This is a genomic window from Streptomyces sp. NPDC001770, assembly GCF_053596135.1.
The window spans coordinates 1-19,236 of the sequence record NZ_JBSFFN010000013.1; the positions used below are offsets into that span (position 1 = coordinate 1).

Below are 19,236 nucleotides of genomic sequence, written 5' to 3' on the forward strand. Positions count from 1 at the left end.
GACATTAGCGGATTCCCGGGCTCCGACGCTAATCGGGGCCGTTCTCTCGAACAGGCAATCCTCATTTCACACAAGCACACGCAAAGGCACACGACGGAAAGCCGGGCCTTGTTGAATGGTGGTGCGGAATGGCTGTCCGGGGACCGACCGGGGTCGGCGCTCACGTCGGACAACTCGGAGCACATTACGGATCGGGGAGCGGCGTGTCAACCCCGGGGGTTGGCCCGGGCGTCGCCGCCCGCCGCCGGGCCCGGACCGCGCGGTGCGGCGGCGGGCCCCGCGGGGTCCGTACCGGGTCAGCCCTGGCCGGAGGCGAGCTCGCGGCTGCGGTCGCGGGCCGCTTCGAGGGCGGCGATCAGGGCGGCGCGCACGCCGTGGTTCTCCAGCTCGCGGATGGCGCTGATGGTGGTGCCGGCGGGGCTGGTCACGGCCTCGCGGAGCTTGACCGGGTGTTCGCCGCTGTCGCGGAGCATCACCGCGGCGCCGATCGCCGCCTGCACGATCAGGTCGTGGGCCTGGGCGCGCGGGAGGCCGAGGAGGATTCCGGCATCGGTCATCGCCTCGACCAGGAAGTAGAAGTACGCCGGGCCCGAACCGGAGAGGGCGGTGGCCGCGTCCTGCTGGGACTCGGGGACCCGGAGCGTCTTGCCGACGCCGCCGAAGATCTCCTCGGTGGTGGCGAGGTGGTCGCCCGTCGCGTGGCTGCCGGCGGAGAGGACGGACATCCCCTCGTCCACGAGCACGGGGGTGTTCGGCATGACCCGGACCACCGGAGTGCCGGACGGCAGCCGGTCCTCGATGAACGCCGTGGTGATGCCGGCGGCGGCGCTGATGACGAGCCGGTCGGCGGTCAGGTGCGGGGCGAGCTCGTCCAGCAGGGTGCCCATGTCCTGGGGCTTCACCGCGAGGATGAGGATGTCCGCGCTCTTGGCCGCTTCCGCGTTGCCGGCCGACTCGACTCCGTAGCGGCTCCGCAGCTCCTCGGCGCGCTCGGGGCGGCGGGTGGTGACCAGCAGGTTCGCCGGGCGCCAGCCGGCCCGGATCATTCCGCTGAGGAGCGCCTCGCCGATCTTGCCGGTGCCGAGGACTGCGACTGTCTGGGTCATGCGGTTCACCCTCCGGGCTGTGCTCACGGTTCTCGGCACACGGTGTGCTCCGGGCTCCGTCCCGTGCTCGTCGCGGTCATCCTCGCACCGGGCCAGCCCGGAGCCGGTCGGGTGACCGCAGGGCGGACAGGCTCAGGCGGTACGGCGGCGGAGGGTGGCCGCTCCGAGGCCGAGGACCAGCAGGGCGCAGCCCGCGACGACGACGACGTCCCGGACGAAGTCGCCGGTGATGTCGGGGTGGTGGAGCACCTGGTTCATGCCGTCCACGGCGTACGACATGGGGAGGACGTTCGAGAGCGCCTCCAGGACTGGCTGCATCCGGTCACGCGGGGTGAAGAGGCCGCAGAGCAGGAGCTGCGGGAAGATCACCGCCGGCATGAACTGGACGGCCTGGAACTCGGAGGCGGCGAACGCGGAGACGAAGAGGCCGAGTGCCGTGCCGAGCAGGGCGTCGAGCAGCGCCACCAGCATCAGCAGCCAGGGCGAGCCGACGACGTCGAGGCCGAGGAGCCGGACGGAGACGGCGGTGGCCAGCAGGGTCTGGACGACGGCGATCGCCCCGAAGGCGAGGGCGTAGCCGGCGATCAGGTCGCCCTTGCCGAGGGGCTGGGCGAGGAGGCGTTCCAGGGTTCCGGAGGTGCGTTCGCGCAGGGTGGCGATCGAGGTCACCAGGAACATCGTGATGAGCGGGAAGATCCCGAGCAGCGAGGCGCCGATGGAGTCGAAGGTCTCCGGGCTGCCGTCGAAGACGTACCGCAGCAGGACGATCATCACGACGGGGATCACCAGCAGCAGCGCGATGGTGCGGGGGTCGTGGCGGAGCTGGCGCAGGACGCGGCCCGCGGTGGCGAGGGTGCGGGCCGGGGTGAGGGGCCGGGCCGGTGCGGGAGTGGCTGCGGGAAGGGTGTCGCCGCTCATCGCGCGGTCTCCTCGGGCTGGGCGGACGCTTCGTCGACGAGGCGGAGGAAGGCCTCCTCCACGGTCGTGCTCGCGGTACGGGTACGCAGCTCCTGAGGGGTCCCCGTGGCGAGGAGCGCGCCCTCGCGCATCAGGAGCAGCCGGTGGCAGCGCTCGGCCTCGTCCATGACGTGGGAGGAGACCAGGATGGTGGTGCCCCGGTCGGCGGCGAGGGCGTGGAAGAGGTTCCACAGGTCGCGGCGGAGGACGGGGTCGAGGCCGACGGTCGGTTCGTCCAGGACGAGGAGTTCGGGCTCCCCGAGCAGGGCGACGGCGAGGGAGACGCGGCTGCGCTGCCCGCCGGAGAGGCGGCCGGCCAGGGCGTCCGCGTGGCCGGCGAGGTCCACGTCGTCGATGGCGCGGGCGACGGCGGCGCGGCGGGTGGAGCGGTGGGCGCGGCCGGGGAGGAGCACGGCCGCGAAGTACTCGAGGTTCTGGCGGACCGTGAGGTCGGTGTAGACGGACGGGGCCTGGGTGACGTACCCGACGCGCGAACGGAGGCCGGGGTGTCCGGCCGGGGCACCGAGGACGTCGAGGGCGCCGCTGACCTGGGCCTGGGTGCCGACGATCGCGCGCATCAGCGTGCTCTTGCCGCAGCCGGAGGGGCCGAGGAGGCCGGTGATCCTGCCGGGCTCGACGGTGAAGCCGAGGCCGCGCAGCACGGTGCGGTCGCCGCGTACGACGGTGAGGCCCTCGGCACGGACGGCCGCGGGCGCCGGGGCTCCGGGTGGTGGTGGCGCGGGGTCGGAGCCGGCGGTGCGCTGATTATTCATCATGCGATGAATATGCTCCGCGGTGGTCCCGGCGTCAAGGCATGGGAAAGCCCGGAGTCCCGGGGAATTCCGGGGCTCCGGGCTCAGGGACTGGTGCCGGCGGCCTGTCGAAGCGGTGCGGCAGACGGGGGCCTCAGACCGTGACGGTCGTCAGGTCGACGACGTACCGCTCCTCGACCGTGCCGTCGGGGAAGATCTCCCGCAGGCGGGCGCCCTCCTCGCCGAAGAACCGGCGGTCGGCCTCGGCGTGCTCCTCGCCCCGCACCAGGAACGCGGAGTGGCTGGCGAGGTTGTCCAGGTGGGTACGGAGGCTCACCCGGCGCGACCAGGGCAGCAGCCGGCCCGCGGGTCCCTCCTCGGGCAGGCCGACGGCACGGGACGGGGTGCCCGGGGCGGGGGTGGCGTGCACGCCGTGGTCCGCGCCCAGGTGGCGGCGGATGCGGGTGTCCTGTTCGGCGACCCAGGGGGTCCGGTGGTCGGCGACGTTCCACCAGAGCGCGAGGACCCCGCCGGGGCGCAGTACGCGGACGGCTTCCGGCCAGGAGCGGGCCTGGTCGGTCCAGTGCCAGGACTGGGCGTACGTGACGAGGTCGACGGAGCCGTCGGCGAACGGGAGCCGGTTGCCGTCGCCGCGCACCACCGGCACCCCGGGCAGGGCCCGGCGCAGTTCGGCGGCCATCCCGGCGCCCGGTTCGACGGCGGTGACGCGGGCGCCGCGCGTGACGAGTTCGCGGGTGGCCATGCCGGTGCCCGCGCCCACGTCGACCGCGCTCAGCGTGGCGAGGGAGCGTCCGGTCACCTCCTCCAGGGCCGCGAACACCTCCGGCGGGTAGCCGGGCCGGGCGGCGGCGTACAGGGCGGCGGCCCCGCTGAACGAGAGCGCGCGGACCGACGCGGCGGCGGGTGAAGGGGTGGCGGGCGGCGTGGTCGGCATACGGCATTTCCTTCGGGAGTCATGGGGACGCGGCGGCCCGTACCTGCCCTTGCGGGCCTACTTGCCGGTCCCGGGCTTACCGGGCTTACCGGGCTTACCGGCCTTGCCGGCCTCGCGGACCGCCGGGTTGCCGGTGCGGGTCGTGCGGCGCTTGGCGTAGCGGGCGAGGGCGGTCTCGTACTCGGTGCGCAGCAGCGTCTCGCCGGGTGCTTCGCGGAGCGAGCGGACGAAGTACGCGAGCAGGGAGCCGACGAAGCCGATCGTCTTGAGGCCCCGCAGGTTGTCCTCGCGGCCCGGGTCCGCCGGGCGGCTGCGGAAGCCCTCCCAGGTCTTGCGGAACGCGATGGCGCTGCACACGGCGAACATCAGCACGACCAGGATGTTCAGGAAGCTGCCGATCGCGGCGACCTCCAGGCCGCTGAAGGCGAAGCGCAGGACCACGCAGGAGGCGACGGCCGCGGCCAGCGAACCGGCCGAGACGCCGACGCGCCGCAGTGGGTATCCGCCGTCGTGGTCGACCCAGGTGGTGCCGAAGAAGCGGAGCGCCTCCGGCTGCGGGCCGGGGGCCGTGCCGCCGTGCGGGCTCGCGCCGGTGATTCCGTCGGTTCCGGTGGTCACACTCTTCTCGCTCACGTCCTCGATTATCCGCGCCGCCCGGCCGGCGGGGCACGTCCCACGCCCCGCCGGCCGGACCGGCCGGATCCCGGCCGGGCGCGGCGGCTGTCAGGCGCAGCGGCTGGCGACCCAGCCGTCGCTGCCGGTGTGCACGTACGCGTCCGACACGTACTCGCCGTTCGCGATGCAGTCCCAGAGGTTCGAGGAGCCGTAGGGGCCGGTGACCCGCTCGCCCGTCTTCTGGCAGAAGATCGGCACGCTCATCCCGTACGGCATCACCCGGACGATGGAGTAGCCGGTGCCCGGTCCGCTGCGGACGTTGACGCGGTAGCCCGGCGCGATCGGGTAGCGGGGAACCTCGTACGAGGCGGTCGTCGCGGCACCGACCGGCTCGATGCCCAAGGTCACCGCCGTCTCCGGCACGACCGGCGTGGGGGCGGCCACCAGGGCTGTCGGATGTTCGGTCGCGTTCGATGGTTCGGCGGCTACGGCGACGTTCTCTTCGATGGCCATGAGGCCCTCCCCCGGAGGTGATCGGTACAGGTGACGCGCAGGCTAACAACCCTTGCGGCGTACGGACGAAGCATCGAATAGGCTCCGAGCGTCGCGCTTGCGGTCGAACACACGGGGGTGGGTGATGGCGCCGCTGCGGGAAGCCGGGTCGGGTCCGGAAGCGGAACATCCCGAGTACGCCGGCCGGTACCGCCTGGAAGGGCGCCTCGGCGAAGGCGGCATGGGTGTGGTGCACCTCGCCACGTCCGCGTCCGGGCTCCCGCTGGCGATCAAGATCGTGCACCGGGGCTACGCGGCGGACCCCGAGTTCCGGGCTCGTTTCCGGCAGGAGGTCGCGGCCGCCCGACGGGTCAGCGGAGCCTTCACGGCGCCGGTCGTCGACGCCGATCCGGCGGCCGCGCTGCCCTGGATGGCGACGCTGTACGTGCCCGGTCCGACGCTCTCCGTCCAGGTGAAGCGGAACGGCCCGATGAACCCCGCGCAACTGCGACGCCTCACCGCCGGACTCGCCGAGGCGCTGCGGGACATCCACCGGGCCGGTGTCATCCACCGCGATCTGAAGCCGAGCAATGTGCTGCTGCCGGATTCCGGGCCGCGGGTCATCGACTTCGGGATCTCCCGTCCGTACGACAGCGAGCTGCGCACGGAGACCGGGAAGCTGATCGGCTCGCCGCCCTACATGGCGCCCGAGCAGTTCCAGCGTCCGCGTGAGGTCGGACCGGCCGCCGACGTGTTCGCGCTGGGCGCGGTGCTGGTCCACGCGGCGACGGGGCGGGGGCCGTTCGACTCGGACAGCCCGTATCTGGTGGCGTACCAGGTGGTGCACGACGAGGCCGATCTGACCGGGGTGCCCGCCGATCTCACCGCGCTCGTCGCGCAGTGCCTGGCGAAGGACCCGGCGCAGCGGCCTACACCGGACGAGATCATGGCGGCGCTGCTGCCGCCGTCGTACGACGCGGCGGCCTTCGTGCCGGCCCAGCGGCGCCCGGCGCCCGGGGAATCCAGTGCCCGGGAGGACGCGGAGCGGCTCCCGGAGGACGCGGCGGCCCCGACGCACCCGCGGGAGCGGGGCGGCCCCCGAAGCCCGGAGGCCCCGCAGGACGTCTCCCCGGCCGGCCCGCCTCCCTCCGCCGGGACGACCCACGTACGGGGCGGGCCCGTCCCACCGGACCGTGCCCCGGCGGCCGGGCGGCGGCCGACGCGCCGCGCACGGTGGGTGGCGGGCGCGGCGGCGCTGCTGGCGCTCGCCACCGGGGGTGTGGTGTACGCGGAGGTGGGTGCGGGTACTCCGCCGGGCCGGACGGCGGAGCCGGACGGTGCCGCGCCGGGCACGGCGGACACCTTCGTCCCGTGGCGGACCGTCCTGCCGGGGGCGGCCGGCTCGATCCCGTACTGCTTCACGGCGGCCGCGTCCGGCGGGGGCGGCGTGTCCGCGTCCGGCGGGGGTACGCACGAGGCCGCGCTCTACTGCTCCGCGTCCGGCTACGGCATCGCCCGGGTCGACCCTGCGGACGGGCACGTCCTCTGGTCGCACCGGGACTCCTCGTTCGAGGGGGAGGCGCTCGCCCCGGGCGGCAGGGCCGTTCTGGTGGAGGAGCCGGGCGTGGCTCTCCGGGCCTACGGCTCCGAGGGCGGCGAGCAGGTGTGGTCGACGGACACGCCCCCGGCCACCGGCACCCTCCGGAGCACGGGGAACACGCTGCTCCGCCTCGGCGGCGGGGGCGCCGCCGAGGGGCTCGACTCCGGGACCGGGGCGGTGCGCTGGAGCGAACGACTCGCCGGGCACACGCTGCCGGCCTTCGGCTTCCACGACCCCGCGACCGGGGTCGCCTATCTCTACGAGAACGCGTCGGACAGGGAGACCACCCTCGTCACGGCGATCGACGCGGCGTCGGGCGGCCTCCGGTGGCAGCGGCGGCTGGACGGCATGCTGACGCCCGTCGGCGTGTCGGAAGGGGCGCTGATCCTGAGGGCGACGGGAGAGAACTCGGCTACGGACGCTCTGGTGCGGTACGACCCGGGAGGGCGGACGGCGGAACGGATTCCGCTGCCGTTCCGGATGACCGGACCGAACGTCGTCGTCGGCGGTGACACCGCCTATCTGCTGGCGCCCGGCGGCGCCGTCGTGGCCCTGCGGACCCGGGCCGCGGCCGACGGCGGCAGTGCCGAACGGTGGCGGCTGGAGACCGGGGTGGGGCTGTCGTCGGTCCCGGTGCCGGCGGCGGACGACCGCCTGTACTTCTCGGCGGCGGACGGGCGGCTCCTCGCCGTGGACACCCGGCGGGGCACCCTGCTCGGACAGACGGCCCCCCGGCTGGGGTCGGGGGAGCTCGCGACGACCTCCTGGCCGTCCGCACCCGTACCGGTCGGCGGACACGTCGTCGGCACGGCGCCGGACGGCTCGGTGTTCGCGGTGGACGGGAGCGATCCGGCGGCCTGGTGAGGCGTGGGGCTCAGGTCCGGCCGCCCGCTGAGGCGTGGGGCTCGGTCCGGCAGCCTGGTGGGGCCGGACCGGAACGCCGGAACGCCCGGCCCCCCTCGCGGGGTGGCCGGGCGTTCGGCGGGGTACGTGCGTGATCAGCCGAGCTTGGAGACGTCGCGCACCGCGCCCCGGTCCGCGCTGGTCGCCATCGCGGCGTAGGCGCGCAGCGCGGCCGAGACCTTGCGCTCGCGGTTCTTCGGCGCGTACACGCCGTTCAGCGCCTCGCGGCGGGCCGCCAGTTCGGCGTCCGGGACGAGCAGCTCGATGGAGCGGTTCGGGATGTCGATGCGGATGCGGTCGCCGTCCTCGACCAGCGCGATCGTGCCGCCGGAGGCCGCCTCGGGGGAGGCGTGGCCGATCGACAGGCCCGACGTACCGCCGGAGAACCGGCCGTCGGTGATCAGCGCGCACGCCTTGCCGAGGCCGCGGCCCTTCAGGTACGAGGTCGGGTAGAGCATCTCCTGCATGCCGGGTCCGCCCTTGGGGCCCTCGTAGCGGATGACGACCACGTCGCCCTCCTTGACCTGCTTCAGCAGGATCTTCTCGACGGCCGCCTCCTGCGACTCGCAGACGACGGCCGGGCCCTCGAAGGTCCAGATCGACTCGTCCACACCGGCCGTCTTCACGACGCAGCCGTCCACGGCGAGGTTGCCCTTGAGGACCGCGAGACCGCCGTCCTTGGAGTAGGCGTGCTCGACGGAGCGGATGCAGCCCTCGGCGGCGTCCGTGTCGAGGGTGTCCCAGCGCTCGGACTGCGAGAAGGCGGTGGCGGAGCGGACGCAGCCGGGAGCGGCATGCCACAGCTCGACGGCCTCGGGGGCGGGCGAACCGCCGCGCACGTCCCAGTTCTTCAGCCAGTCGGCGAGGGAGGCGGAGTGGACGGAGTGGACGTCCTCGTTGAGGAGTCCGCCGCGGTGCAGCTCGCCGAGGATGGCGGGGATGCCGCCGGCGCGGTGGACGTCCTCCATGTAGTACGTACGGCTCTTGGCGACGTTCGGCGCGACCTTGGCGAGGCAGGGGACGCGGCGCGAGATCTCGTCCATCTCCGGCAGGCCGAAGTCGAGCTCGGCCTCCTGGGCGGCGGCGAGGAGGTGCAGGATCGTGTTGGTGGAGCCGCCCATGGCGATGTCCAGGGCCATGGCGTTCTCGAACGCGGCGCGGCTCGCGATGGCGCGGGGCAGGACGGTCGCGTCGTCCTGCTCGTAGTGGCGCTTGGTGATCTCGACGATCGTGCGGCCGGCGTCCTCGTAGAGGGCGCGGCGGGCGGTGTGGGTGGCGAGCGTCGAGCCGTTGCCCGGGAGGGCGAGGCCGATGGCCTCGGCGAGGCAGTTCATGGAGTTGGCCGTGAACATGCCGGAGCAGGAGCCGCAGGTGGGACAGGCGTTCTCCTCGATACGGAGCATGTCCGCGTCGGAGATCTTGTCGTTGACCGCGTCGGACATGGCGTCGACGAGGTCGAGGGTGCGCACGGTGCCGTCGACGAGGGTGGCCCGGCCGGACTCCATGGGGCCGCCGGAGACGAAGATCGTCGGGATGTTGAGGCGGAGGGCCGCCATCAGCATGCCGGGGGTGATCTTGTCGCAGTTGGAGATGCAGATCAGCGCGTCCGCGCAGTGCGCCTCGACCATGTACTCGACCGAGTCGGCGATCAGGTCGCGCGAGGGCAGGCTGTAGAGCATGCCGCCGTGGCCCATCGCGATGCCGTCGTCCACCGCGATCGTGTTGAACTCGCGCGGCACCGCGCCCGCGGCGTGGATCGCCTCGGAGACGATCCGGCCGACCGGCGACAGGTGGGTGTGACCGGGGACGAACTCGGTGAAGGAGTTCGCGACGGCGATGATCGGCTTGCCGATGTCCTCGCTCGCTACGCCCGACGCCCGCATAAGGGCGCGCGCGCCCGCCATGTTGCGACCGTGGGTGACAGTGCGGGACCTCAGCTGCGGCATCGTCGCTCGCTCCTTCGACAGATAAAGAAAGACTGTCCACTTCGACGGAAAAGACTGTTCCGAGCGTACGCCCCGCCTCCAGGATCTGGACAGCCTGTCCGGATAACGGGACGCTCTGCTCACGGAGCGGTCGGTGCGGCCCCGCCTGAATCCGGTCCGCAGGGTGGGCCCGCCGCCGGGTCCGCCGGGGCCGCCCCGGCGTGCGGGCCGTCCTCGGTCAGATAGCGCTGGATGGTGGGAGCGACCATCGCGATGATCCGCTCCGGGTCCGCCGACGCGAGCGGCTCGGTCCGTACGACGTAGCGCAGGATCGCGATGCCGACCATGTGCGAGGCGGCCAGTTCGGCGCGGAACGTCGGGTCGGGTACGTCCAGTTCCGCCGCGATCCGCTCCAGCAGCCGCCGCAGCACGAAGGTGCGCAGCACCTTCGCCGCCGCCTCGTGGGTGAGCGCGGACCGGACGATCGCCAGCAGTGGCGCCCGGCTGACGGGGTTCTCCCACACGGAGACGAAGTAGCGGGCCATCCGCTCCCCCACCCCCTCGATCGGGCCGCCCAGGATCTGCGGGACGACGAGGGCGGGCTCGAAGGAGAGCTCCACGGCTGCCGCGAACACCTCGTCCTTCGTACCGAAGTAGTGGTGGACCAGCGCCGCGTCGACCCCGGCGGCCCGGGCGATGGAGCGCATCGACGCCTTGTCGTAGCCGCGCTCGGCGAACTCCGTACGGGCCGACTCCAGGATGCGGGTACGGGCGTCCGGGCCGTCCTGGGCGGCGGCGCGCGAGGGACGGCCCCGGCGGCGGGGGGCGGCGGGGCCCCCGGGGACGGAACCCGCGCGGTCCGGCGCGGAACGGTCCGGCGCGGAACGGTCCGGCGCGGAACGGTCCGGCGTGGAACGGTCCGGCGTGGAGCGGGAGGTCACGGCCGGGGCGTCCGCTTGGCCGAGGCGAGGTGGAGCCGGGTGAAGGCGAGTGCCTCGGCGAGATCGGCCTCGCGTTCGGCGGAGGACATGGCCCGGCGGGTGTTGACCTCCAGGACCACGTGCCCGTCGAACCCGGTGCGCGCCAGCCGCTCCAACAGCTCCGCGCAGGGCTGGTCGCCCCGGCCGGGCACCAGGTGCTCGTCCTTCCCGGAGCCCTTGCCGTCCGCGAGGTGGACGTGGGCGAGCCGGTCGCCCATCCGGTCCACCATGGCCAGGCCGTCCGTACGGGCCGTCGAGGTGTGCGAGAGGTCGACGGTGAAGTGCCGGTAGTCGTCGTGGGTGACGTCCCAGTCCGGGGCGTACGCGAGCATCTCGCGGTCCCGGTAGCGCCACGGATACATGTTCTCGACGGCGAACCGGACGTCGGTCTCGTTCGCCATGCGCCAGATCCCGTCGACGAAGTCGCGGGCGTAGGTGCGCTGCCACCGGAACGGCGGGTGGACCACGACGGCGGAGGCGCCGAGCCGCTCGGCGGCGGCCCTCGCCCGCTGGAGCTTGACCCACGGATCGGTGGACCAGACCCGCTGGGTGATCAGCAGACAGGGCGCGTGCACGGCGAGGATCGGGACCTGGTGGTAGTCGGAGAGGCGCCGCAGCGCCTCGATGTCCTGGCTGACCGGATCGGTCCACACCATGACCTCGACACCGTCGTACCCCAGGCGCGCGGCGATCTCGAAGGCCGTCGCCGTCGACTCCGGATAGACCGAGGCCGTCGACAGGGCGACCTTCGCATCGGGGATGCGCACCGCTGGATCTGCCACCTGGACAGCGTACGGGCCCGATCGCGCGCCGCCGAGAGGGCGGGAGCGAAAGTGAGAAGGGCCATGAACGGGCGCCGGAACCCGCGAACGGCCGGAAACAGCCCCGCTCGTGGTTCCCCGCCCGCCGGCTCGGCGCGACTCGCCCCGCCACGGCCGCCCGGCCCCTTCCCTCGTCAGCCCCACCCGTCAGCCCCACCCGTCAGCCCCGCCCGTCAGCCCCGCCCGTCGGCGTCAGCTCAGCGCGATGCGTTCCGCCGGGAGGTGGTCGAGGCGGCGCAGGATGACGCCCTCGCGGAGCGCCCAGGGGCAGATCTCCAGCTCGGTGATCCCGAAGAGGTCCATCGCGCCCTCGGCGACGAGCGCCCCGGCGAGCAGCTGGCCGGCCCGGTCCGGGGAGACGCCGGGGAGGTGGCCGCGTTCCTCGGCGGTCATCGTCGCCAGCTTGGGCACCCACTCCCCCAGGGCGGCGACGGAGAGGGTCCGCCGGGTGTACAGCCCCTCCGTGGAGCGGGCCGCCCCGGCCATCCGGGCGAGCTGCTTGAAGGTCTTCGAGGTGGCGACCACCCGGTCGGGCCCGCCGTGGCGGCTGAACTCCCCGACCGTACGGGCTATGCCGGCGCGGACGTACCGGCGCAGCTCGCGCAGCTGAGCCGGGTCGGCGGGCCGGGCGGGATCGCCGTGCAGCCAGCCGGCGGTGAGACGGCCGGCGCCGAGCGGCAGCGACACGGCGGCCGCGGGCTCCTCGTCCAGTCCGAGCGCGATCTCCAGCGAACCGCCGCCGATGTCGAGGAGCAGCAGCTTCCCCGCCGACCAGCCGAACCAGCGGCGGGCGGCCAGGAAGGTCAGCCGCGCCTCCTCCTCGCCGCTGAGCACCGCGAGGTCGACCCCGGTCTCGGCGCGGACCCGGCCCAGCACCTCGTCGGCGTTGGTGGCGTCCCGTACCGCCGAGGTCGCGAACGCCAGCACCTCCTCGCACCCCTTGTCCTCGGCGGCCTGGACCGCCTCGGCCACCGTGGCGACCAGCCGGTCGACGCCCTGGCGGCCGATCGCCCCGTCCGCGTCGAGGAGCTGGGCGAGGCGGAGCTCCGTCTTGTGCGAGTGCGCGGGCAGCGGCCGGGCGCCGGGGTGGGCGTCCATCGCCAGCAGATGAACCGTGTTCGACCCCACGTCGAGGACTCCGAGTCTCATACCCGGAACGCTACGCCGAAAGGGACTTACGCTTGGCGCGTGCCAAAGACGAACAAGGCGAAGCCGGGCAAAGCGACGAAGAAGCCTAAAACCAATCAGGAGAAGAATCAGGAGAGTCAGCGGACGGAACAGAACGGACCCGACCGGTCCGACGAGAAGGGGATCGATTTTCCCCGGGCGTGGGTGGAGTTCCCGGACCCCGCCGACGACGAGCAGGTGTTCCGCTGCGACCTGACGTGGCTGACCTCCCGGTGGGCCTGCATCTTCGGCAGCGGCTGCCAGGGCATCCAGGCGGGCCGGGCGGACGACGGCTGCTGCACGCTGGGCGCGCACTTCTCCGACGAGGACGACGAGAAGCGGGTGGCCGGACACGTCGAGCGGCTGACCCCGGAGATGTGGCAGTTCCACGACGTCGGTACGGAGACGGGGTGGGTCGGCATCGACGACGACGGCGAGCGCCAGACGCGCCGCTGGAAGGGCTCCTGCATCTTCCAGAACCGTCCCGGCTTCGCCGGTGGCGTGGGCTGTTCGCTGCACATCCTGGCCCTGAAGGAGGGCAAGGAGCCGCTGGAGACCAAGCCGGACGTCTGCTGGCAGCTGCCGGTCCGGCGTACGTACGACTGGATCGACCGGCCCGACGACACCCGGGTGCTCCAGATCTCCATCGGTGAGTACGACCGCCGGGGCTGGGGCCCGGGCGGTCACGACCTGCACTGGTGGTGCACCTCGGCCACCTCCGCGCACGGTGCCGGTGACCCGGTGTACGTGACGTACCGCCCCGAGCTCACGGAGCTGATGGGCAAGGAGGCGTACGCGCGGCTGGTCGAGCTCTGCGAGCAGCGGCTCGCCTCGCTGCTGCCGATGGCCCCGCACCCGGCGGACCCGGTGACACCGGCCTGAGGCCGGTGGCGCGCCACGGTCCGCCGGTGCCGGAGGTTCGCCTCGGCCCGCCGGTTCCTCAGCGCGCTGGTACCTCAGCCCGCCAATTCCTCAGCCCGCCGGTTCCTCGGCCCACGGGTTCCTCAGCCCGCCGGGGCCGGTTCGCCGGGGCCGGCGGGCTGGGCGGACGGGTCCGGGGAGCGGGTGGGTGAACCACTCGGCGACCGGGCGGGCGCGGACGGTTCGGACGGGGCGGAGGACGGGCCGGACGGGTCCGGCGCGCCGCTCGAACCGACCGGGTCCGGCGGGGCGCCCGGCGGCGGCCCCGCGGAGTCCGTCGGCTCCGGGTTCTCCCCGGACGTGGCCGCGAGGACGGGCGTGGGTGCCGCCGGCGCCGGTGCGGCCGGTGGCGCCGGTGCGGCCGGTCCCGTGGGGCCGGCCGGAGCGGCGGGCGCAGTGTGGTGGAGCGGCCCGCCTGCCGGGAAACCGGTGAACGCGGGGGTCCGGCCGCGGCCCTCGATCCGTACGTGCTGGGACCCGGGCGCCAGGACGACCCGGGCCCGCCAGGGGTGGCGCGGCTCCCGTGCGCGGTCCACCAGGACGTGCAGGGTGACGCTCCGCCCCGCCGCGAGCGTGCCCGAGGTGTGGTCGAGCCGCAGCCAGCGGGCGTCGGTACGGGCCGCCCAGACGACGGGGGCGCCCCCGGAGGCCGTCAGCCGGATGCTGGTGACACCGCCGGAGGTCCGCGCGGCGACGGTCAGCGCCCCGGCCCGCCGGTGGGCGCCGCCGGTCGCCCGGGCGCTGATCACCTCGGCGGTGACGTCCGGGCCGTGGGACCCGTCCGGCGAGCCGCCGCGGACACCGGCGCGGACGTCCTCCGCGTGACCGTCACCGCCGTGCCCGTCACCGCCTCCGTCGCCGGGCCGGCCGTGTCCGTCGCGCCGGTCGTACCCGTCGTGGCGGCCGTATCCGTCCTGGCCGTCCGCGAAGGTCCCGGCCGAGTCGCCCACCGCGTCCATCTCGGTCGCGGCGGGCGAGGCGCCCTCGTGCCCGTGGCCGGCCCACGGCGCTCCCCGGTAGGCCGCCGCCCACAGGGCGATGACCGGGGCGGCGACGACCGTCGCGACGACCGTCGTCGTCATGACCCGGGCGCGCAGCCGGTCGCGGCGGGCCGCGTGGTCCTTCGGGTCGAGCGGGTAGCCGGTCCGGTCGAAGCGCGGGGAACCGGTGCGCGAGCGCTGGGCGTGCACCATCGCCACGCGCACGGACGGGCGGGGCGCCTCCACGACGGGCAGCCCCGCGGCGGGGGCGACGGCCACGCCGGGCCAGGGGCCGGTGGCTCCGGCCCGTTCGGCGGCGCGGCGGCAGCCCGGGCAGTCGTCGACGTGGCGGACGAGTTCGCGGCGCAGCGGGGCGGAGAGCAGCGACTGGCGGTTGCCGGTGAGGCGGCGGGCGGCGGTGCAGCTGCCGTCCTCCGCGACGGCGAGCGCGGCCCGGGTCCGCTCGACCTCGCAGGCCGCCGCCGCGAGGAGTTCACGCGCGGTGGCCGGGTCGAGTCCGAGTACGGAGGCGACGGCGCGGGGGGTGAGCCCGTGGCGTACGGAGAGTTCGAGTGCCTCCCGCTGCTCGGGCGTGGTCCCGGCCGCCTCCGGCCAGGCGAGCCTGGCGAGTTCGCGGCGGCGGGCCTCGGAGGCGGGGGTCTCCGCGGCCGGCGGCACGACCGCCTCCTCGGGGGTGGCCCGGGGAGTCCCGGCGGGGGCTCCGGCGGGCGTCCCGGTGGTGCCGGCGACCGGGCCCGGAGCCGGAGCCGGAGCCGGGGCCTCGGCCGGGACCCCGGCGGATGCTTCGGCAGGGGCTCCGGCGGATGCCTTGGCGGGGGGTCCGGCCGGGGCGGCCAGGGCGAGGGCGTCCGCGAGGACGGCACCGCGCTCCTCGCGCGCCCCCCGTCCCGAGTCCCTGGGCGTCCTCCGGTGGGCCTGACGGCCGCGCTTCTGCTCCGCGAGCGCCCGCAGGCACATCCATCTGGCCAGCGCGTACAGCCAGGATTTACGTTCCTCCTGGCCCGTGGGGCACCGGCCGTCCTGGCGTTCCGCGACGGCGAGTACGGCTCCGAGCGCCTCGGTGGCGGCTTCGTGGTCGCAGAGGACGGAGAGGCAGTAGGTGAAGAGTCCGTCGAGGTACGGCTCGTAACGTGCGGGCGGGCGCTGTGTGGGGAGGTGGGGGGCGCGACGGTGCGATCGGGGTGCGCCGGTGGTGTGCGCGGGGGGCTCCAGCCTGCTGCTCGTCACCTTGCGACCGTAAGCAGAGGAGGGCACCCCCTCGGTGCCTCTTCCGGACTTTTAACCCCTATGGGTGAACGTATCGCTCGAAACAGGACAGGAACCCACCATTCCGGCGCGTGCGCCGTTGTGCGCCCCCGGAGCGCCCGGAGCATGTCCCGCCGCCCCACGCGGCTCCCGCACCCCCACGCGCCCCTCATGGGCCCCCACCCGGAGCCCATGAGGCGTACGCACCCGGCCGGCCGGGTGCCTGAGGGACAGCCCTCAGCCCACCCGGCCGGACGCCAGCAGCGCCCGGTGCGGCAGCACCAGCAGCTTCTCGTCCTCGCCGCCCGGGAGCGCGAACTCCGCGCTGAGCGCCTCGTAGTGGCGCTTGATCTCCGCCACCGTGGCGGGCGTCTGGGCGGTGACGATGCGGCCGATCGTCGCCACCCCGGACGCGGCCCCGCTCCACCACTCCTCGACCGTGGCCCGGTGGTCCCAGGCGAGGGCCGTACAGGAGACGTCCGTCAGCCCGGCCCCCGCCAGCAGCGCGGCGAGGCCCTCGGGTGTCTGCTCGAACGCCTCCTCCGGGGCGAGCGGGGGCACCTCCGGCGGGCGGAGGGCTCCGGCTGCGGCGACCGCCCGGCCGAGCAGACGCTGGCCGGTCCCGGAGTCGGCGCCCCAGATGGTGACGGCTATCCGGCCGCCGGGGCGGGTCACCCGGCGCAGTTCGGCGAGCGCCTTGCGGGGGCGCCCGACGTGGTTGAGGACGAAGTTGGCGGCCACCGCGTCGAACTCACCGTCGGCGAAGGGCAGCTCGGGCAGGCGCGCGACCCGCACGTCGGCCGCCGGGGCCGCCTCGGTGGCGCTCTTCACCATGTCCGGCTCCGCGTCCACGGCCGTGACCACCGCGCCCCGGGCGCACGCCGCGACGGCCACCGCCCCGGTACCGGTGCCCACGTCCAGGACGCGGGTCTCCCCGCCCACACCCGCCGCGTCCAGCAGATCGGGCACGGTGCGGGCGCAGAGCCGGGCGAAGGACGCGGCGTAGGCGTCGGCCAGGCCCGCCCACTTCAGGCGCTCGGCCTCGTCGAACGGTGTGGTGCTGCTGGTCATGCGGTCCCCTCCCACAATGGGTCCGCGGTCGCCCGCGGCCCTCCGGAAACCCCATTGTCGTAGCCGGGCCATAAGGTGACGGCATGGTTGCCCGTACGAAGTCCACGAAGGACCGTCCGTCCTACCGCTGCACGGAGTGCGGGTGGACGACCGCCAAGTGGCTCGGCCGCTGCCCGGAGTGCCAGGCCTGGGGCACCGTCGAGGAGTTCGGCGGCGCGCCCGCCGTGCGCACCACCGCGGCCGGCCGGGTCTCCACCGCCGCGCTGCCCATCGGCCAGGTCGACAGCCGTCAGGCGACGGCCCGCTCGACCGGGGTCGGCGAGCTGGACCGGGTGCTGGGCGGCGGGCTCGTCCCGGGTGCCGTGGTGCTGCTGGCCGGGGAGCCGGGGGTCGGCAAGTCGACCCTGCTGCTCGACGTGGCCGCGAAGGCCGCGAGCGAGGAGCACCGCACCCTCTACGTCACCGCGGAGGAGTCCGCGAGCCAGGTCCGGATGCGCGCCGACCGCATCAAGGCGATCAACGACCACCTCTACCTCGCGGCGGAGACCGACCTCTCGGCCGTGCTCGGCCACCTCGACGCCGTGAAGCCCTCCCTGCTGGTGCTGGACTCGGTGCAGACCGTCGCGTCGCCGGAGATCGACGGCGCACCCGGCGGCATGGCGCAGGTCCGCGAGGTCGCCGGGGCGCTCATCCGCGCCTCCAAGGACCGGGGCATGGCGACCCTGCTGGTGGGCCACGTCACCAAGGACGGGGCCATCGCCGGGCCGCGGCTGCTGGAGCACCTGGTCGACGTGGTGCTCTCGTTCGAGGGGGACCGGCACGCGCGGCTGCGGCTGGTCCGGGGCGTCAAGAACCGTTACGGCGCGACCGACGAGGTCGGCTGCTTCGAACTGCACGACGAGGGGATCACGGGTCTCGCCGATCCGTCCGGCCTCTTCCTGACGCGGCGCGACGAGCCGGTGCCCGGCACCTGTCTGACCGTCACCCTGGAGGGCAAGCGGCCACTGGTCGCCGAGGTGCAGGCACTCACGGTCGACTCGCAGATCCCGTCGCCCCGCCGCACCACCTCGGGTCTGGAGACCTCGCGGGTCTCGATGATGCTGGCGGTGCTGGAGCAGCGGGGCCGGATCAGCGCGCTGGGCAAGCGGGACATCTACAGCGCGACGGTGGGCGGGGTGAAGCTCACCGAGCCCGCCGCGGACCTGGCGATCGCGCTGGCGCTGGCGAGCGCGGCGAGCGACACCCCTCTCCCGAAGAACCTGGTCGCCATCGGTGAGGTGGGTCTCGCCGGAGAGGTGCGCAGGGTCACCGGCGTGCAGCGCCGGCTGGCCGAGGCGCACCGCCTCGGGTTCACGCACGCGCTGGTCCCGAGCGATCCGGGCAAGGTCCCGGCCGGTATGAAGGTCACAGAAGTCGCCGACATGGGTGATGCTCTCAGGGTGCTGCCGCGCCGGTCTCGTTCGGAGGCACCACGGGAGGACGGCGCGCGCCGGTAGACTTTGCCCTGGTCTCGCCCGCTCGCACGCGCGGCACGAGGGACGCAAGGGCACCGCAAACCTGTGACCGGAGGAGTGCAGTGGCAGCCAACGACCGGGCATCATCGCCCGGAAAGTCCGGCCAAGGCACCGGTAACGAAGCGCTGATGCGCGCTTCGCTGAGCGCGGTCGCGCCGGGAACGGCCCTGCGTGACGGGCTGGAGCGCATCCTGCGGGGGAACACCGGCGGGCTGATCGTCCTCGGCATGGACAAGACCGTCGAGTCGATGTGCACCGGCGGTTTCGTGATGAACGTCGAGTTCGCCGCGACCCGTCTGCGCGAGCTGTGCAAGCTCGACGGCGCGCTCATCCTCGACAAGGACATCACCAAGATCCTGCGGGCGGGCGTCCAGCTCGTCCCGGACGCCTCGATCCCCACCGAGGAGACCGGAACCCGTCACCGCACGGCCGACCGCGTCTCCAAGTCGTGCGGTTTCCCGGTCGTCTCGGTCTCCCAGTCGATGCGCCTGATCGCGCTGTACGTCGACGGCGAGCGGCGGGTGCTGGAGGAGTCCTCCGCGATCCTGTCCCGAGCCAATCAGGCCCTCGCCACGCTGGAGCGGTACAAGCTCCGCCTCGACGAGGTCGCCGGCACGCTCTCCGCGCTGGAGATCGAGGACCTGGTGACGGTCCGGGACGTGACGGCCGTCGCGCAGCGGCTGGAAATGGTCCGCCGGATCGCGACGGAGATCGCGGAGTACGTGGTCGAGCTCGGCACCGACGGACGTCTGCTGGCGCTCCAGCTGGACGAGCTGATCGCGGGCGTGGAGCCGGAGCGGGAGCTCGTCGTACGCGACTACGTCCCCGAGCCGACGGCGAAGCGTTCGCGCACGGTCGCCGAGGCGCTGACCGAGCTGGACGCGCTGAGCCACCCCGAGCTGCTCGAACTCGCCGTGGTGGCCCGGTCGCTGGGGTACAGCGGTTCGCCCGAGACGCTGGATTCGGCCGTCTCCCCGCGCGGTTTCCGGCTGCTGGCGAAGGTGCCGCGGCTGCCCGGCGCGATCATGGAGCGGCTGGTGGAGCACTTCGGCGGACTGCAGAAACTGCTCGCGGCGAGCGTGGACGACCTCCAGACCGTGGACGGCGTCGGCGAGGCGCGGGCGCGCAGCGTGCGCGAGGGCCTCTCCCGGCTCGCCGAGTCCTCGATCCTGGAGCGGTACGTCTGACCCCGGAGCGGGCGGTCCTTTGCC

General features: G+C 74.1%; 16 protein-coding genes. 4 read left to right on the forward strand and 12 right to left on the reverse strand.

Annotated features, from left to right (window positions below; genetic code table 11):
• Positions 1-296: 296 nt before the first annotated feature.
• The 6 genes from proC to ACWCSV_RS13930 form a co-directional block, all read right to left on the reverse strand.
• Complete coding sequence (gene proC / locus ACWCSV_RS13905) at positions 297-1,106, reverse strand: pyrroline-5-carboxylate reductase (RefSeq protein ID WP_451141802.1); 810 nt, start codon at positions 1,104-1,106, stop codon at positions 297-299.
• 132 nt (positions 1,107-1,238) lie between these two features.
• Positions 1,239-2,024, reverse strand: coding sequence for an ABC transporter permease (locus tag ACWCSV_RS13910; protein WP_451141804.1), 786 nt, complete (start codon positions 2,022-2,024; stop codon positions 1,239-1,241).
• The gene (locus tag ACWCSV_RS13915) at positions 2,021-2,839 is read right to left on the reverse strand and encodes an ABC transporter ATP-binding protein (RefSeq protein ID WP_451141806.1); all 819 of its coding nucleotides are present in this window, start codon (positions 2,837-2,839) and stop codon (positions 2,021-2,023) included. Before ACWCSV_RS13915 ends, ACWCSV_RS13910 begins: the two co-directional genes overlap by 4 nt.
• Positions 2,840-2,969: 130 nt before the next feature.
• Positions 2,970-3,770: a class I SAM-dependent methyltransferase gene (locus tag ACWCSV_RS13920; protein ID WP_451141808.1), complete on the reverse strand. Its 801-nt coding sequence runs from the start codon at positions 3,768-3,770 to the stop codon at positions 2,970-2,972.
• A gap of 57 nt (positions 3,771-3,827) precedes the next feature.
• Positions 3,828-4,403, reverse strand: a complete 576-nt coding sequence (locus ACWCSV_RS13925; protein WP_451141810.1) for a hypothetical protein — start codon at positions 4,401-4,403, stop codon at positions 3,828-3,830.
• A gap of 90 nt (positions 4,404-4,493) precedes the next feature.
• Complete coding sequence (locus ACWCSV_RS13930) at positions 4,494-4,898, reverse strand: SH3 domain-containing protein (RefSeq protein WP_451141812.1); 405 nt, start codon at positions 4,896-4,898, stop codon at positions 4,494-4,496.
• A 124-nt stretch (positions 4,899-5,022) separates the two neighbouring features.
• Here ACWCSV_RS13930 and ACWCSV_RS13935 point away from each other — a divergent pair, with 124 nt between their 5' ends.
• Complete coding sequence (locus ACWCSV_RS13935; RefSeq protein WP_451142083.1) at positions 5,023-7,341, forward strand: protein kinase domain-containing protein; 2,319 nt, start codon at positions 5,023-5,025, stop codon at positions 7,339-7,341.
• Between the two features lie 134 nt (positions 7,342-7,475).
• On the opposite strand, the gene ilvD is transcribed toward ACWCSV_RS13935, so the two are convergent.
• From ilvD to ACWCSV_RS13955, 4 genes are all read right to left on the reverse strand, one after another.
• On the reverse strand, positions 7,476-9,326 hold the full coding sequence (gene ilvD, locus ACWCSV_RS13940; RefSeq protein WP_327177215.1) for a dihydroxy-acid dehydratase: 1,851 nt from the start codon (positions 9,324-9,326) through the stop codon (positions 7,476-7,478).
• Between the two features lie 119 nt (positions 9,327-9,445).
• Positions 9,446-10,246, reverse strand: coding sequence for a TetR/AcrR family transcriptional regulator (locus ACWCSV_RS13945; RefSeq protein WP_451141814.1), 801 nt, complete (start codon positions 10,244-10,246; stop codon positions 9,446-9,448).
• Complete coding sequence (locus ACWCSV_RS13950) at positions 10,243-11,067, reverse strand: sugar phosphate isomerase/epimerase family protein (RefSeq protein ID WP_451141816.1); 825 nt, start codon at positions 11,065-11,067, stop codon at positions 10,243-10,245. The genes ACWCSV_RS13945 and ACWCSV_RS13950 overlap by 4 nt, the downstream gene beginning before the upstream one ends.
• A gap of 231 nt (positions 11,068-11,298) precedes the next feature.
• Entirely contained in the window at positions 11,299-12,255 is a 957-nt protein-coding gene (locus tag ACWCSV_RS13955) for a Ppx/GppA phosphatase family protein (protein ID WP_451141818.1), read from the reverse strand.
• A 39-nt stretch (positions 12,256-12,294) separates the two neighbouring features.
• Here ACWCSV_RS13955 and ACWCSV_RS13960 point away from each other — a divergent pair, with 39 nt between their 5' ends.
• Complete coding sequence (locus ACWCSV_RS13960) at positions 12,295-13,155, forward strand: hypothetical protein (protein ID WP_451141820.1); 861 nt, start codon at positions 12,295-12,297, stop codon at positions 13,153-13,155.
• Between the two features lie 122 nt (positions 13,156-13,277).
• Here the strand turns inward: ACWCSV_RS13960 and ACWCSV_RS13965 are convergent, their stop codons facing one another.
• Together ACWCSV_RS13965 and ACWCSV_RS13970 are read right to left on the reverse strand one after the other, a co-directional pair.
• Positions 13,278-15,422, reverse strand: a complete 2,145-nt coding sequence (locus ACWCSV_RS13965) for a BACON domain-containing protein (protein ID WP_451141822.1) — start codon at positions 15,420-15,422, stop codon at positions 13,278-13,280.
• A gap of 255 nt (positions 15,423-15,677) precedes the next feature.
• Positions 15,678-16,511, reverse strand: coding sequence for a class I SAM-dependent methyltransferase (locus ACWCSV_RS13970; RefSeq protein ID WP_451141824.1), 834 nt, complete (start codon positions 16,509-16,511; stop codon positions 15,678-15,680).
• An 83-nt stretch (positions 16,512-16,594) separates the two neighbouring features.
• On the opposite strand from ACWCSV_RS13970, the gene radA reads away from it, so the two are divergent.
• A complete protein-coding gene (gene radA / locus ACWCSV_RS13975) occupies positions 16,595-18,007 on the forward strand; it encodes a DNA repair protein RadA (protein ID WP_451141826.1) in 1,413 nt (470 codons plus the stop codon).
• An 80-nt stretch (positions 18,008-18,087) separates the two neighbouring features.
• A complete protein-coding gene (gene disA / locus ACWCSV_RS13980) occupies positions 18,088-19,212 on the forward strand; it encodes a DNA integrity scanning diadenylate cyclase DisA (protein ID WP_266707415.1) in 1,125 nt (374 codons plus the stop codon).
• The last annotated feature ends 24 nt before the right edge of the window (positions 19,213-19,236 follow it).

Bases quoted from the DNA above. Each gene is read 5' to 3' on its own strand.
- proC (WP_451141802.1), bottom strand. From the start codon at position 1,106: ATGACCCAGACAGTCGCAGTCCTCGGCACCGGCAAGATCGGCGAGGCG.
- ACWCSV_RS13910 (WP_451141804.1), bottom strand. From the start codon at position 2,024: ATGAGCGGCGACACCCTTCCCGCAGCCACTCCCGCACCGGCCCGGCCC.
- ACWCSV_RS13915 (WP_451141806.1), bottom strand. From the start codon at position 2,839: ATGATGAATAATCAGCGCACCGCCGGCTCCGACCCCGCGCCACCACCA.
- ACWCSV_RS13920 (WP_451141808.1), bottom strand. From the start codon at position 3,770: ATGCCGACCACGCCGCCCGCCACCCCTTCACCCGCCGCCGCGTCGGTC.
- ACWCSV_RS13930 (WP_451141812.1), bottom strand. From the start codon at position 4,898: ATGGCCATCGAAGAGAACGTCGCCGTAGCCGCCGAACCATCGAACGCG.
- ACWCSV_RS13935 (WP_451142083.1), top strand. From the start codon at position 5,023: ATGGCGCCGCTGCGGGAAGCCGGGTCGGGTCCGGAAGCGGAACATCCC.
- ilvD (WP_327177215.1), bottom strand. From the start codon at position 9,326: ATGCCGCAGCTGAGGTCCCGCACTGTCACCCACGGTCGCAACATGGCG.
- ACWCSV_RS13955 (WP_451141818.1), bottom strand. From the start codon at position 12,255: ATGAGACTCGGAGTCCTCGACGTGGGGTCGAACACGGTTCATCTGCTG.
- ACWCSV_RS13970 (WP_451141824.1), bottom strand. From the start codon at position 16,511: ATGACCAGCAGCACCACACCGTTCGACGAGGCCGAGCGCCTGAAGTGG.
- radA (WP_451141826.1), top strand. From the start codon at position 16,595: ATGGTTGCCCGTACGAAGTCCACGAAGGACCGTCCGTCCTACCGCTGC.